Below are 13376 nucleotides of genomic sequence, written 5' to 3'. Positions count from 1 at the left end.
CGGTTCTTGTATTTGATGCCGGCCTCGGCGGTCGCCATGCGCACGCCGTCGATCGCCGGCATCTTGGGGTATTTCTTCGGGGCGAGCGGCGAGATCGTGGTCGACATCTATAGCCTCGGGCATGTGACGCGCGGAAAGTGGCTCGGTTTGCCCGATAGCGCGGGGACCGCGCAAGCCGTTTCAGGAACGCCGGCGCCAGCGGGTGAAACGCAAGAAGCCGGCCGATTGCCTCGGCCGGCTCCGCATTCTCGCTGGTGCCGGCATGATGCTGCGGTCAGTTCGCCGGCCTTCCGCCCCGTCCGCGGCTTCCATCGCGTCGACGGCCTTCTTCAGGTCCGGGTCGGTGACGTCGACCTTGGCCGCCTTGCGCAGGTCGGTGACCATGGCGAAATATTTTTCGCGGAAGACGAGGTTGCGGATCTGGTCCTTGACCGTGTCGAAGGCCGGCGGCTGCTGGGCGCGCTTGTCCTCGACGAGGATGACGTGCCAGCCGAACTGGCTCTGCACCGGCTCCTTCGTATACTGGCCGACGTTGAGCGCGAAAGCGGCCTTCTCGAACTCCGGCACCATCTGGCCGGGCGCGAAATAGCCGAGGTCGCCGCCGGTGGTCTTGCCGCTCGGGTCGGTGGTGTGCTGGGCGGCGAGATCCTCGAACTTGGCGCCGCCGTCGAGCTGCTTGATGATCGCGTCGGCCTCTTCCTTGGTCTTGACCAGAATGTGGCGCGCCTTGACCTCGTTGACCGGCGGCGTGTCGGCCATCTGCTTGTCGTAGCGGGCGCGCACCTCCTCGGCGGTGATCCTGGCGCCGACGTCCTTGTCGATCACCTCGCTGTGCAGGGCGCGCTGCTGCAGGAAGGCCATGCGCTGCTGGAAGTCCGGGTTCTTGTCCAGGCCCTCGGCGACCGCCTTGTCGGCGAGCAGCCTGATCTCCATGATCGCCATGAAGGCGGCGGCACGGCGCTGCTCGGGCGGCAACTGCGAATATTGCTGGTCCACGCTCTGCAGGGCGAGCGCCAGCTCGGCCTCGCTGACCGGCTTGCCGTCGATGGTGGCGATGACCTTGTTCGGATCGGGCGCGGCGGGCTTCGCAGCTTCCGCGGCGGGCTGCTCGGCGGGGGCGGTCTCCTGGGCAACCGCCGAAGCCGTCAGCGCCGCGAAGAGGCTGAAAGGAAGCGCCAGCCTGGCGAATGCGGCGCGGCGTGAGGAAATGGACATGGAACTCTCCGATCGGGGATTTGAGGCGCCTTGAAACACGTCCAATTGTGGCGGAATTCAGCGCTATTTAGCGCGGAGGCGCGCGTTGACATCGGTTGAGGCCCCTCTTATCTGTCCAGCGTCTTTGCGTCCAGAACCGTTTTCCGGGCGCTTTTCGCTGTTTGCAGAATCCGCTTCGCCTGCCGGGTTCCGCGGATTTCGCCGGCCCGCCGGCAAAAACTACGGTTGAAAGGACCATTTGATGGTCAGTCTTGGCGTCCTCGCCCGCAAGATATTCGGTTCAGCCAACGATCGGCGCATCAAGATCCACGCGACCGCGCGGTCGAGGCGATCAATGCGATGGAGAACGAGCTCAGGGCGCTGTCCGACGAGGAGCTCGACGCCCGAACCGAGCAGTTCCGCGCCGACCTCGCCAACGGCGCCTCCCTCGACGACCTCCTGGTGCCCGCCTTCGCCACCGTGCGCGAGGCGGCGCGCCGCGTGCTCGGCATGCGGCCCTTCGACGTCCAGCTCATCGGCGGCATGGTGCTCACAATGGCGGCATCGCCGAGATGCGCACCGGCGAAGGCAAGACGCTGGTCGCCACGCTGCCCGTCTATCTGAACGCGCTCGCCGGCAAGGGCGTCCATGTCGTCACCGTCAACGACTACCTCGCCAAGCGCGACGCCGAATGGATGGGCCGCATCTACAAGTTCCTCGGCCTCACCGTCGGCATCATCGTCCACGGCCTGTCCGACGACGAGCGCCGCGCGGCCTACGCCTGCGGACGTCACCTACGGCACCAACAACGAGCTCGGCTTCGACTATCTGCGCGACAACATGAAGTACGAGCGCGCCGCCGATGGTGCAGCGCGGCCACAACTACGCGATCGTCGACGAGGTGGACTCGATCCTGGTCGACGAGGCGCGCACGCCGCTGATCATTTCCGGTCCGCTCGAGGACCGCTCGGAAATGTACAACACGATCGACGCCTTCATCCTGAAGCTCGATCCCGCCGACTACGAGGTCGACGAGAAGCAGCGCACGGCGATCTTCACCGAGGAAGGCACCGAGAAGCTGGAGAACATGCTGCGCGCGGCCGGCCACCTCAAGGGCGAGTCGCTCTACGACGTCGAGAACGTCGCCATCGTGCACCACGTCAACAACGCGCTGAAGGCGCACCGCCTGTTCCAGCGCGACAAGGACTACATCGTGCGCAACGGCGAGATCGTCATCATCGACGAGTTCACCGGCCGCATGATGCCCGGCCGCCGCTATTCGGAAGGCCTGCACCAGGCGCTGGAGGCCAAGGAGCATGTGGCGATCCAGCCGGAGAACCAGACGCTCGCCTCGGTCACCTTCCAGAACTACTTCCGCATGTACAAGAAGCTCGCCGGCATGACCGGCACGGCGCTGACGGAAGCGGAAGAGTTCGGCAACATCTACGGCCTCGAAGTGACCGAGGTGCCGACCAACCTGCCGGTCAAGCGCATCGACGAGGACGACGAGGTCTACCGGACGGTCGAGGAGAAATACAAGGCGATCATCGCGACATCAAGGAGGCGCGCGAGAAGGGCCAGCCGATCCTGGTCGGCACCACCTCGATCGAGAAGTCGGAGCAGCTCGCCGAGCGGCTGCGCAAGGAAGGCTTCAAGGATTTCGAGGTGCTGAACGCCCGCCACCATGAGCGGGAGGCGGCGATCGTCGCCCAGGCCGGCAAGCCCGGCGCCATCACCATCGCCACCAACATGGCCGGCCGCGGCACCGACATCCAGCTCGGCGGCAATGCCGAGATGCGCATCGCCGAGGAGCTGGCCGACATGCCCGCGGGGCCGGAGCGCGAGGCGCGGGAAGCCGCCATCCGCGCGGACGTCGCCGCGGCTGAAGGAGAAGGCGATCGCCGCGGGCGGCCTCTACGTGCTCGCCACCGAGCGCCACGAGAGCGCGCCGCATCGACAACCAGCTCCGCGGCCGCTCCGGCCGCCAGGGCGATCCCGGCCGCTCGAAATTCTTCCTGTCGCTGCAGGACGACCTGATGCGCATCTTCGGCTCCGAGCGCATGGACGGCATGCTGCAGAAGCTCGGCCTCAAGGAGGACGAGGCGATCATCCATCCCTGGATCAACAAGGCGCTGGAGAAGGCGCAGAAGAAGGTCGAGGCGCGCAACTTCGACATCCGCAAGAACCTGCTGAAATACGACGACGTCATGAACGACCAGCGCAAGGTGGTGTTCGAGCAGCGCATCGAGCTGATGGACGGCGAGAACCTGTCGGAGAACCGTCGCCGAGATGCGCCACGACGTGATCGACGACCTCGTCGCCAAGCAACATCCCCGAAAACGCCTATGCCGAGCAGTGGGACGCCGCCGGCCTCAAGGAGGCGCGCGCGCCCAGCTCAACCTCGACCTGCCGATCGAGGAGTGGGCCAAGGAAGAGGGCATCGCCGACGAGGAGATCCGCGAGCGCATCACCGAGGCGGCCGACGAGGCGGCCAACGACCGCGCCGAGCCGCTTCGGCCCCGAGATCATGACCATGTCGAGAGCGCGATCCTGCTGCAGACGCTCGACCATCTGTGGCGCGAGCATCTCGTCAACCTCGACCACCTGCGCTCGGTCGTCGGCTTCCGCGGCTACGCCCAGCGCGACCCGCTGAACGAATACAAGAGCGAGGCCTTCGAGCTGTTCCAGGCGATGCTGGCCAATTTGCGCCAGGCCGTCACCGCGCAGCTGATGCGCGTCGAGCTGGCAGACCCCGCCGCAGCTCTCCGAGGAAGCGACGCTTGCGTGACCGCCATCGCCGAGCACGAGGACCTGGTGACCGGGGAGAACGAGTTCGTCGAAGCGGCTGCGGCATTCCAGCCGGCGCCGGCCGCGGACCGCAACCCCTCGATCCGGCGACGTGGGCCGGGTCGGCCGCAACGAGCCCTGCCCGTGCGGATCGGGCCGGAAGTTCAAGCACTGCCACGGCCAGTTCGCCGCCTGACCGCGCGCCGGACCGAGGCCCTCCTGCCGGACGGATGCGTCCGGCGGACGGAAAGTGCTGTGCGGCACTGGAAAATGCGCGCGCGACGCCACACGAGCGATACGCCAATTTCGGGCGAAACGCCCCAGGCCGCCGGCGCAGGCGCGGCCCGTCTTCCTGACCGGTAGCCCGCCACATGGCAGAACCGCCGCGCTCGATCCTCCTACTCGCCAATCCGAAAAGGACGGGCGGCGCAGGGCCTCGATCTGGCCCGCCGCCTTCGACCATGCCGGCATCGCCGTCGAGCGGGAGGCGCCCGACGATTGCGACGCGCTCGCCGAGATGATCCGCCGCCGCGCCGATGCGTTCGATGCCGTGGTGCTGGCCGGCGGCGACGGGACGGTGAACGCCGCCGCAGAGGCGCTGGTCGAAATCCGCAAGCCGTTCGGCTTGCTGCCATTCGGCACCGCCAACGACCTTGCCCGCACCCTCGGCATTCCGGTCGGCGCCGCGGCCGTTCGCACATCGTCGAAGGCCACACCTGCGCGATCGACCTGGCCGCGTCAACGACCGGGTGTTCGTCAACGCCGCCAGCATCGGGCTGCCCGTCTCGGTCGCCCAGCACCAGGACGCCACGCCAAGCGCCGGCTGAAGGCGCTGAGTTACTTCGTCCACCGCAGTCCGCGCCTTCAAGCGCTGCACCCAGCGCTTCACCGTCTGGATCACGGCCGACGGCGTGAAGGATCCGCTGAAAACCATCCAGGTGACCGTCGGCAACGGAGTGCATTTCGGCGGCGGCCTCATGGTCGGCAACCGATGCCGAGATCGACGACGGCATGCTCGACGTTCGCCATCGACGCCGACACACTGCCCCATCTCGTTCAGGCGGCATTCGCGGTGCGGTTCGGCCTGCATCGCACCAGCCGCTATACCCGCACCTTCCGCGGCCATCATGTCCGGGTGGAGACGCGCCATCCCAGGCCCGTCAACACCGACGGCGAGATCACCACCATGACGCCGGCCGTGTTCAGCGTGGAGGGGCCGCGCTGACGGTCTACGCGCCCCGCCCCGGGGCGGAGCCGACGGCCATCGCTTGACCTCCCGTCCCGGCAGGCTACCGCCCGGCGGCCGCCGTCTTCCTCTCACGACAGGATCACCCGATGCTGCGCCTCGTGCTCGTCGCCGCCTGCGCCCTCGTCGACAGCGACGGGCGCGTGCTCGTTTCGCAGCGACCCAGGGCAAGGCGCTCGCCGGCCTCTGGGAGTTTCCGGGCGGGAAGGTCGAGCCCGGCGAGCGACCGGAGGAGTGCCTGATCCGCGAGCTCGACGAGGAACTCGGCATCACCGTGCAAAAGCCCCTGCGCCTGGGCGCCGCTGACCTTCGCGAGCCAGCGCCCTACGAGGACTTCCACCTGCTGATGCCGCTCTATGTCTGCCGCCGCTGGAAGGGGGCGCCGGCCGGCCGCGCGAGGCCAGGCGATCCAGTGGCTGAAAACGGCCAAGCTGCGCGGCTTCCCATGCCGCCGGCCGACGAACCGCTGATCGCTCACCTGATCGACCTGATCCGCTGGAGGCTCTCGCGGACACATCGCGCATCCGGCCGCCTCGTCCCGCGACCTGATCCGGGCCGGTTACGGCGGGTCTGCCCTCAGAAGTCGGAGGCGATGCCCTTCACTTCCCAGTCGCCGAAGCGCACCGGCTCGGGTCCGTCGCGGCCGTTGATCTCGCGCGGCAAAGCCTCCGCTTCGACGGCCGCGCTCGCCCGCCGGGCTTCGGCCTCCAATTGGCCAGCGCACGCTTTCGCGGCTTCGGGCAGCGTCGCCAGATCGCGCGGCTGCGGCTGGGTGGAATCACCTGCTCACGGCTTTCTCCCGTCGATCTCATCGCCCGCCGGCTGCGGCAAACCGGCGCCATTCCGACCATATAGGTGCCCTGTCGGGCGCATCCATCCGGATGAAGGCGATAGCCCCGGCGGAGGCGAGAGAGTTGTCGAGAGGGAGACCAACGTGAACTATTTCCGCACGGCTCTGCCGCTCGCAGCTCTGACCGCCCTGTTCATGGGGGTCGGCTACTGCTCGGCGGTCAGAGCGGCATGATGATCGCGCTGGTCATCGCCGCGGCACCAATCTGTTCACCTACTGGAACGCCGACAGGATGGTTCTGGCGATGAACCACGCGGTGGAGGTCGACGCGAGAAGACCACGCCGGAGTATCTACGGCATGGTGCAGGCGCTCGCCCAGCGCGCCGAACCTGCCGATGCCGCGCGTCTACATCATCGACGAGCCCCAGCCGAACGCCTTCGCCACCGGGCGCAACCCGCAGCACGCGGCGGTCGCCGCCACCACCGGCCTGCTGCGGCGCCTGACGCAGGAGGAGGTCGCGGGCGTGATGGCCCACGAACTCGCCCACGTGAAGAACCACGACACGCTGATCATGACGATCACCGCGACCATCGCCGGCGCCATCTCCATGCTCGGCAATTTCGCCTTCTTCCTCGGCGGCAACCGCAAGAACAACCAGGCCGGCATCCTCGGCGTGCTGGTGGCGATGATCGTGGCGCCCTTCGCGGCGATGATGGTGCAGATGGCGGTGTCGCGCACGCGCGAATACGCCGCCGACCGGCTGCGGCGCCGAGATCACCGGCCAGCCGCAATGGCTCGCCTCCGCGCTGGCCAAGATGCCATCGGCGCCGAGGCGATCCGCAATCCCGACGCCGAGCGCAATCCGGCGACCGCGCATCTCTTCATCATCAATCCCCCGAGCGGGCAGCGGACAACCTGTTTTCGACCCACCCCAACACCGAGAACCCGCGTCGCGGCGCTGATGGAGCTTGCCGGCCGCTGGAGCGCCCCGCGCGGCGGCACGCCCCACGGTCAGGGTTTCGCGCAGCCGGGATTCCCGCAGCAGCAGGGCTTCGGGGCCAGTCCGCATGTCCGCCCGTCCGCCTGTGGGGACAGGCGCGGCCGCAGGATGACCGCCGCCGCCCCGGCAGCCGCGGACCCTGGGGTTGAGCGCGGGACGCCGGGCGGACGGCGAAAACCGCAGCAAGGGCGGGAACAGGCGCGGCCCGGCGACCTCACCGCCGGCGCGGCTCGGGAAGGCGCCGCCCAACGACCGGCCGGCCTCAAGAACTCTGGCGGCAAGAACTCCGGTAACAAGAGTGCCGGTGGAAAACCTGGTGGCCGTCGGCCGTCGCTGAAGCCTGGCCTTCCGGCGCGCAGCCCGCGGCCACCATCGTCGATGCCGTGCCTGGTGGCCACTACCGATGCCGCCCTCGACCCGGTGGATGGCGCCTCCCGCTGGCCGTGCTGCCGGAGCGCGACCGCGCACTGGCCCGCGCCATCGTCGGCGTCCGCTGCGCCGGCTCGGACAGACCGAGGATGCGCTCGACGGCTGGTCACGCGGCCACGCCAGCCAAGGCGCGCCGCACGCGATCCTCGTGATCTCGGCGGCGCAGCTCCTGTTCCTCGACGTGCCCGACCATGCCGCGGTCTCGCTTGCCGTCGACCTCGCCCATGCCGACCGCCATACCGAGCACTACGCCACCTTCGTCAACGGCGTGATGCGCGCCGCGCGCGGCCGGGCGGAGACCGCGACCTAGGACGCACCGCGCATCAACACGCCGGCCTGGCTTTACCAGCGCTGGAGCGCGGCCTACGGAGGACGCGGACGCGCACATCGCCGAAGCCCAGCATGGGCGAGGGCGGGCACTCGACCTCACCGTGAAGTCGGACCTCAGGGCTGGGCCGAGCGGCTCGGCGGCTACCGCTCTGCCGACCGGCAGCGTGCGGCTCGTTCCGCGCGGCCAGATCGAGCGGCTCGACGGCTATCTCGACGGGGCGTGGTGGGTGCAGGATGCCGCCGCCGCGCTTTCCGCCGTCTCCTCGGCGATGTCGCCGGCAAGCGCGTCGCCGACCTCTGCGCCGCGCCCGGCGGCAAGACCCACGAACTTCGCCGCGGCCGGCGCCCATGTCACCGCCGTCGACATCTCCCCCGCCCGGTTGGAGCGTCTTGCCTCCAATCTCGCGCGGCTCGGCCTCCATGCCGAAATCGTGGTCGCGGATCTCGCGGGGTGGCAGCCTGAGGCCCTGTTCGACGCCGTGCTGCTCGATGCGCCCTGTTCCGCGACCGGCACCATCCGCCGCCATCCGGACGTGGTGCGGCTGAAGGGTCCGGACGACATCGCCGCGCTCGCCAACCCGCAGGCGAGCCTGCTGCTGCGCGCGGCCGGCTGGGTCGCGCCGGGCGGAACGCTCGTCTACTGCACGTGCTCGCTGGAGCCGGAAGAAGGCGAGCTCCAGACCCCTTCCTCGCGGAAGGCGCCCTGTTCCGGCGCGTGCCCGTGGGCGTGCGGAGGAGACCGGCGGCTCCGCCGAATGCCTGACGGCGGACGGCGACCTCGCACCCTGCCCTTCCACCTGCCCGCGACCGAGGAGCGCCGCGGCGGCCTCGGGGGCATCTTCGCGGCCCAATGCGCGTCTAGGGCTAACTCCTGAAATCAGAGCGATTCCGTCGACCGGAAGCGCCCATCCGATCGGGAAGCGCCCAAAGCGGCCAAAACCGCGTCGCCGGCATCAACCTAGTAACCAATCGGTGCGTATCATCGGCGCAGAAGTGTTTGAATCCGGGGCCGTTCCTTCCGCGACGATATCGTCCGGTCTGGGGGCGCACCGGCGGGCGAGGTGCGAATGGCGGCGAAACCGGCGAGGCGGACCCCATCTGACGTAGCTGTCGCCGCGCCGGATCGCGGCGGATCTGCGCCTCAGCTTCCGGCCGTCCGCGCTCGGCCGCTGGACGCAGATGGGCGCGACGCCCGAACGCCTGATCGCTCATCAGGACATCCGCACGGCCGACCCGACGGTCGCCGCCGACATCTATGCCGGCGTGTTCGTGTTCTCCGGCCAGATCGTGGAGGCCGGCGGCCGCTCGCCGTTCGAGATCGAGCCGGTGCCCTCGCCGGAATGGGCCGCCGCGCTGCACGGCTTCGGCTGGCTCCGGCATCTGCGCGCCTGATCTGCCGCTGTCGCGCTCAAAACGCCCGCGCGCTCGTCGACGACTGGGTCCGCTCCTCATGAAGGCCAGTTCGACATCGCCTGGCGGCCGGACGTGCGGCGCGGCGCATCCTGTCGTGGCTGCAGTCGCCGCTCATTCTCGAAGGCTGCGACCGGCCGTTCTATCAGCGCTTCATGCGCTCCCTCGCCCGGCAGGTGCGCTTCCTGCGCCGCAGCTTCTCCGACGTGCAGGACGGCCCGCCGCGGCCTCCAGGCCGCTGCGGCCTCGTCGCCGCCGCCGTCTCGATCTTCGGCCAGGAGCGCCACGTCCGCGCGCGCTCCGGTGCTCGATCTCGAGCTCGAACGCCGTTCGCCGACGGCGGCTACTGGGCGTTCCCGCAATCCGCGATCCTCGACGCGCTGATCGAGATCCTGCCGATCCGCAGGCGATCTCGGCCCGCGGCGTCTCGCCTTCGCCGACGCTGATGGGCACCATCGACGGATGATGCCGATGATCCGCTTCTTCCGGCATAGACGCTTCGCCTGCTTAACGGCGTCGGCGTCACGCCCCGCGGGCTCGTCGTCACCATGGCCCACGACGAGCGCTTCGGCACCGCCCTGTCGAAAGGCGAGCCACTCCTGGCTATCAGCGGAGCAGCGCGGACAGGCGGTGCTGCTCGGTGCGCCGCCGCCGCCGCCGTCATGGACGCATGGGCGCGCTTCCGTTCGAGTTTTCGTCCGGGCAGAACCTCATCGTCGTCAACAGGCGCGCCGCTCTGGGGTCCAGGGCGGCCTGCGCACTGCCGTGGCCCGATCCACCGCCGCCCTTATCGACCTCGTCGTCGACGATGCCTCCTCGGTGCGCTTCCTGAGGCCGGCTGGAACGCTGGCTCGGCCTGCTCATCCTGGAAGGCCCCGGCCCGATCGAGGTCCACCGCGAGGACACGCCCGACCATGTCGTGCTCACCGCCGCTCACGATGGCTATCAGGGCCGCTGGCGTGATCCACGAGCGCGCCATCGCCTGACCGCCGACGCAGGCGGCTGAATGGCATCGACCGAAGGCGGCGCCGGTCGGGCCGAATGCGCTACGCCATCCGCTTCCACCTTCACCCTCTGTCCGCGCCAGTCGCGCGGCTGGCGGCAGCTCGGTGCTGATCAGTTCGTCCGACGGCGAGGCGGCAGTTCACCGCCAACGGCGCCGAGATCGCGCTCGAAGAATCGATCTCTCGCCGGCCTGCAGGGGGGTGCGCCAGCACCGAGCAGATCGTGCTGCACGGCCGCGTCGATTTTCAACCCCGACGTTCGGCGTTTCGACAGGCAGGCCGCCGGCCGCAACCCGGCCTGCCGCGCGCCGCCGCCCGAGGCGCCGCGGGCTGGTTCTTGATCCTCGGCCGAGATATCCTGGCCGGCCAGCAGGGCCGTCCCACATGCCCCTATGGCATGCCAGCCCGCCGGGTGGCCGAGGTTTCGGGCGGCGTCGATTCGTGCTAACCCGCGCGCGACTTCAATCCCACGGAGCCCTGCTGCGATGTCCGTCACCGTCAAAGAGATCGCCACGCCCGATCGCGTCGCTCAAAGCGCCCGATCTCGGTTTCGACAAGACGGGCGTGGTGGAATCGCCGCCGCTCGCGGCTAAGGGCGTCGAGCCGTCTCCACCGGCGTGCAAGGCGATCGCCGATGCCGGCGTTCCGGTCATCGACGTCTCCGTCATCACCGGCTTCCGGAGATCATGATCGGCCGGGTGAAGACGCCACCCGAAGGTCCACGGCCTGCTGGCGGTGCGCGACGATCCCGAGCACGCCGAGCGCTTCGCGACCCATGGCATCCTGACCTTCGACCTCGTGGCATCGACCATCCGTTCGAGAACCGTCGCTTCCGGCGCGGTCGGCCAGGTGATCGAGACCATCGACATCGGCGCCCGGCGATGATCCGCGCCTCCGCCAAGAACTATGCTCTATGCGAGCATCGTGGTCGACCCGGCCGACTATGCCGGCGTGCTGGCCGAGATCGGCGCCCACGATGGCGCGACGACGGCCGCCTTCCGCCGCCGGCTCGCCGCCAAGGCGTTCTCCCGCACCGCCGCCTATGATGCCGCGATCTGCGCTGGATGGACGTCGTCGCCGCCGAGGCGCTGCCGCCGATCCCGAAGCCGAATGGAGACGCCGGAAATGGCGTGGGCATTCGGCGGCGAACTGGTCCAGGCGCAGGCTATGGCGAGAACCCGCATCAGTGGGCGGCGTTCTACGCCAATCGGAGGACCGTCCCGCGCGGGGTGTCGCCACCGCCCCCCAGCTGCAGGGCAAGGCGCTGAGCTTCAACAATATCAACGACACCGACGCCGCTTACGAGCTGGTCGCGGAGTTCGACCCGCCAGGGCGCCGCCGTCGCCATCATCAAGCATGCCAATCCCTGCGGCGTGGCCAGGGCCGGTGGCATTCTGAGCGCCTACAAGGCGCCCTGCCCACCGATCGGTTCCGCCTTTGGCGGCATCGTGGCCACCAACCGCCAGATCGACGCCAACGCCGCCGCCAGATCGTCGAGGTCTTCACCGAGGTGATCATCGCCCCCTCGCGACGCGAGGAGGCCCAGCGCCATCGTTGGCCGCCAAGAAGAACCTCCGCCTAGCTGGCTGACTCGCTGCGGCATCGCCGGCCCCAGGGCCGATGGCCTGATGGTCAAATCCGTGGCTGGTGGCCTTCTGGTGCAGGGTCGCGCGACAACAAGAAGATCGAGGAGGGTGCGACCTCAAGGTCGTGACCAAACGCGCGCCGACGGCGCCGAAATGGCCGACCTGAACCTCGCCGGCAAAGTGGCCAAGCACGTCAAGTCCAACGCCATCGTCTATTTGAAATCGGCGCCACCGTCGGCATTGGCGCCGGCCAGATGAGCCGCGTCGATTCGGCCTCAGCCGCCCATCGCAAGTCCATTGATGCCGCGAAGGCCGCCTCGAGCGCGCTGACCCCGAAGTTCAGCTGGCCGCCTCCGACGCCTTCTTCCCCTTCGCCGATGGTCTGCGGAAGCACTGGTCGAGGCCGGCGCCACCGCGGTGATCAGCCTGGCGGCTCCATGCGCGACGACGAGGTCATAGCAGCAGCCGACGAAGCCGGCCTCGCCATGGTCATGACCGGCGTGCGCCATTTCCGGCACTGAGCGGCGGACGGAGCCGCCCGGCGGCTTCGCCCGAAACCGGCTGTTAAGAAAATTCCTGTCGTTTTCAGGAATTTTTCTTATGATGCGTCCGTTCAGTCGTTCGCGGACGGAAGCATGTCTCTCGTATCCAGCTCGGCGGCCGCGTCCGCCGCGCTTCTTCGGGCGCGGCGCTGGCGCCGTCCTGCCTGCAGGCCGCATCGCCGGCTCCGGTGGAGGCGCGGTGGAGCGGTGATCGACGGCGACACGCTCGCGGTCCGCGCCTGTTCTATTCGGCCAGACGTTTCCGTCCTGGTCCGCATCCGCGGCATCGACGCGCCGGAACTGGGCACGGACGCGCCGCGCGGCCGAGCGGCAGCAGGCACTGGCTGCCCGTGATGCGCTCGCCGGAGCCGTGGCCGCAGGCACCGTTACGCTGAGCGCGATCGAAGCCGACAAATATGGCGGACGCATCCGTGCCGACGTCGCCGCCTCGCCGGCAGCCGGCCTCGCTCGGAACCCACCTGCTTGGCGTCGGCCTCGCCCGCGCCTATGCCGGCGCCGCGGATGGTGCGGCAGCGGCGATGGCACCGCTGAGGCGACGGGCTCAAGCCCCGCCGAGGACGCCCGGCCGCGTGATGGGAATCGCCCGCCGACGCAGCCGGGCTTGGGACCGCACGCCCAACAATCGCCATTGCGCGCAACGCCTACCTGGCCGGCGCCGTCGGCGGCCGGTTTCCGAGGCGTTACGGTCTGCCGACACGCCGACCGGGCCGGGAGATGCCGCTGAATCGACCCTGCCGCGCTTCCGGTTTCCATGAACCACAACGGCGTTCCGGGTGCCCGTCACCGGCGCACGCCCGGCATCTGGACGAAGGTTCCTTCATGTATCCTGGCCTGTTCGATCGAATCGATCGCCGCCGAAACGTCGGCGACTTCAGGGTGCTTGCGAAGCGGCGCGCTCGCCGTCGCCGATCTTCCACTATATCGACGGCGCGGCGGAGGACGAGACCAGCTACCGCCGCAACACCGAGGCGTTCTCGAGCTGCGATCTGGTGCCGAACGTGCTCACCGGCGTCGAGAAGGTCGACATGTCGGTCTC

At 69.0% G+C, this 13376-nt stretch carries 18 protein-coding genes and 3 pseudogenes; 18 read left to right on the top strand and 3 right to left on the bottom strand.

Annotated elements, in window-relative coordinates:
- Positions 1–180: 180 nt before the first annotated feature.
- Positions 181–1215, bottom strand: a complete 1035-nt coding sequence (locus NVV72_11340) for a peptidylprolyl isomerase (GenBank protein MCR6659904.1) — start codon at positions 1213–1215, stop codon at positions 181–183.
- 339 nt (positions 1216–1554) lie between these two features.
- Between NVV72_11340 and NVV72_11335 the strand changes: the two genes are divergently transcribed.
- From NVV72_11335 to NVV72_11295, 9 genes and pseudogenes are all read left to right on the top strand, one after another.
- Positions 1555–1818, top strand: coding sequence for a hypothetical protein (locus tag NVV72_11335; protein ID MCR6659903.1), 264 nt, complete (start codon positions 1555–1557; stop codon positions 1816–1818).
- Positions 1767–2135 (top strand): hypothetical protein, encoded by a 369-nt coding sequence (locus tag NVV72_11330; protein ID MCR6659902.1) that lies wholly within the window; start codon positions 1767–1769, stop codon positions 2133–2135. Before NVV72_11335 ends, NVV72_11330 begins: the two co-directional genes overlap by 52 nt.
- On the top strand, positions 2057–2866 hold the full coding sequence (locus NVV72_11325; protein ID MCR6659901.1) for a hypothetical protein: 810 nt from the start codon (positions 2057–2059) through the stop codon (positions 2864–2866). The genes NVV72_11330 and NVV72_11325 overlap by 79 nt, the downstream gene beginning before the upstream one ends.
- Positions 2860–3231: a hypothetical protein gene (locus NVV72_11320; protein MCR6659900.1), complete on the top strand. Its 372-nt coding sequence runs from the start codon at positions 2860–2862 to the stop codon at positions 3229–3231. The genes NVV72_11325 and NVV72_11320 overlap by 7 nt, the downstream gene beginning before the upstream one ends.
- A gap of 32 nt (positions 3232–3263) precedes the next feature.
- Positions 3264–3410 (top strand): annotated as a pseudogene (locus NVV72_11315) (hypothetical protein).
- Between the two features lie 73 nt (positions 3411–3483).
- Positions 3484–3873: pseudogene (locus tag NVV72_11310) on the top strand (preprotein translocase subunit SecA).
- Between the two features lie 220 nt (positions 3874–4093).
- Entirely contained in the window at positions 4094–4177 is an 84-nt protein-coding gene (locus NVV72_11305; GenBank protein MCR6659899.1) for an SEC-C metal-binding domain-containing protein, read from the top strand.
- Between the two features lie 54 nt (positions 4178–4231).
- On the top strand, positions 4232–5206 hold the full coding sequence (locus tag NVV72_11300) for a hypothetical protein (protein MCR6659898.1): 975 nt from the start codon (positions 4232–4234) through the stop codon (positions 5204–5206).
- A gap of 110 nt (positions 5207–5316) precedes the next feature.
- A pseudogene (locus NVV72_11295) lies at positions 5317–5720 on the top strand ((deoxy)nucleoside triphosphate pyrophosphohydrolase).
- A gap of 83 nt (positions 5721–5803) precedes the next feature.
- On the opposite strand, the gene NVV72_11290 reads toward NVV72_11295, so the two are convergent.
- A complete protein-coding gene (locus tag NVV72_11290; protein MCR6659897.1) occupies positions 5804–5971 on the bottom strand; it encodes a DUF1674 domain-containing protein in 168 nt (55 codons plus the stop codon).
- A 452-nt stretch (positions 5972–6423) separates the two neighbouring features.
- A complete protein-coding gene (locus NVV72_11285; protein ID MCR6659896.1) occupies positions 6424–6756 on the bottom strand; it encodes a hypothetical protein in 333 nt (110 codons plus the stop codon).
- A gap of 686 nt (positions 6757–7442) precedes the next feature.
- On the opposite strand from NVV72_11285, the gene NVV72_11280 reads away from it, so the two are divergent.
- From NVV72_11280 to NVV72_11240, 9 genes are all read left to right on the top strand, one after another.
- Positions 7443–7757 (top strand): transcription antitermination protein NusB, encoded by a 315-nt coding sequence (locus NVV72_11280; GenBank protein MCR6659895.1) that lies wholly within the window; start codon positions 7443–7445, stop codon positions 7755–7757.
- A 121-nt stretch (positions 7758–7878) separates the two neighbouring features.
- The gene (locus NVV72_11275; GenBank protein ID MCR6659894.1) at positions 7879–8652 is read left to right on the top strand and encodes an RsmB/NOP family class I SAM-dependent RNA methyltransferase; all 774 of its coding nucleotides are present in this window, start codon (positions 7879–7881) and stop codon (positions 8650–8652) included.
- A gap of 304 nt (positions 8653–8956) precedes the next feature.
- The gene (locus NVV72_11270; GenBank protein ID MCR6659893.1) at positions 8957–9169 is read left to right on the top strand and encodes a hypothetical protein; all 213 of its coding nucleotides are present in this window, start codon (positions 8957–8959) and stop codon (positions 9167–9169) included.
- A 173-nt stretch (positions 9170–9342) separates the two neighbouring features.
- Positions 9343–9633 carry a hypothetical protein gene (locus NVV72_11265; protein ID MCR6659892.1) on the top strand — a complete coding sequence of 97 codons (291 nt, stop codon included), beginning with the start codon at positions 9343–9345 and terminating at the stop codon, positions 9631–9633.
- Between the two features lie 1293 nt (positions 9634–10926).
- Positions 10927–11076: a hypothetical protein gene (locus NVV72_11260; GenBank protein MCR6659891.1), complete on the top strand. Its 150-nt coding sequence runs from the start codon at positions 10927–10929 to the stop codon at positions 11074–11076.
- 488 nt (positions 11077–11564) lie between these two features.
- Positions 11565–11705 (top strand): hypothetical protein, encoded by a 141-nt coding sequence (locus tag NVV72_11255; GenBank protein MCR6659890.1) that lies wholly within the window; start codon positions 11565–11567, stop codon positions 11703–11705.
- A 114-nt stretch (positions 11706–11819) separates the two neighbouring features.
- The gene (locus NVV72_11250) at positions 11820–12035 is read left to right on the top strand and encodes a hypothetical protein (protein MCR6659889.1); all 216 of its coding nucleotides are present in this window, start codon (positions 11820–11822) and stop codon (positions 12033–12035) included.
- On the top strand, positions 12032–12298 hold the full coding sequence (locus NVV72_11245; protein ID MCR6659888.1) for a hypothetical protein: 267 nt from the start codon (positions 12032–12034) through the stop codon (positions 12296–12298). The genes NVV72_11250 and NVV72_11245 overlap by 4 nt, the downstream gene beginning before the upstream one ends.
- Before the next feature lie 815 nt (positions 12299–13113).
- A partial coding sequence (locus NVV72_11240; protein MCR6659887.1) for an alpha-hydroxy-acid oxidizing protein occupies positions 13114–13376 on the top strand: 263 nt, incomplete at its 3' end.

The organism is Asticcacaulis sp., from assembly GCA_024707255.1.
Lineage (GTDB): Bacteria > Pseudomonadota > Alphaproteobacteria > Caulobacterales > Caulobacteraceae > Asticcacaulis.
Note: the sequence above shows the minus strand (reverse complement) of the source record. Positions and strands in the feature narration are given on the sequence as shown.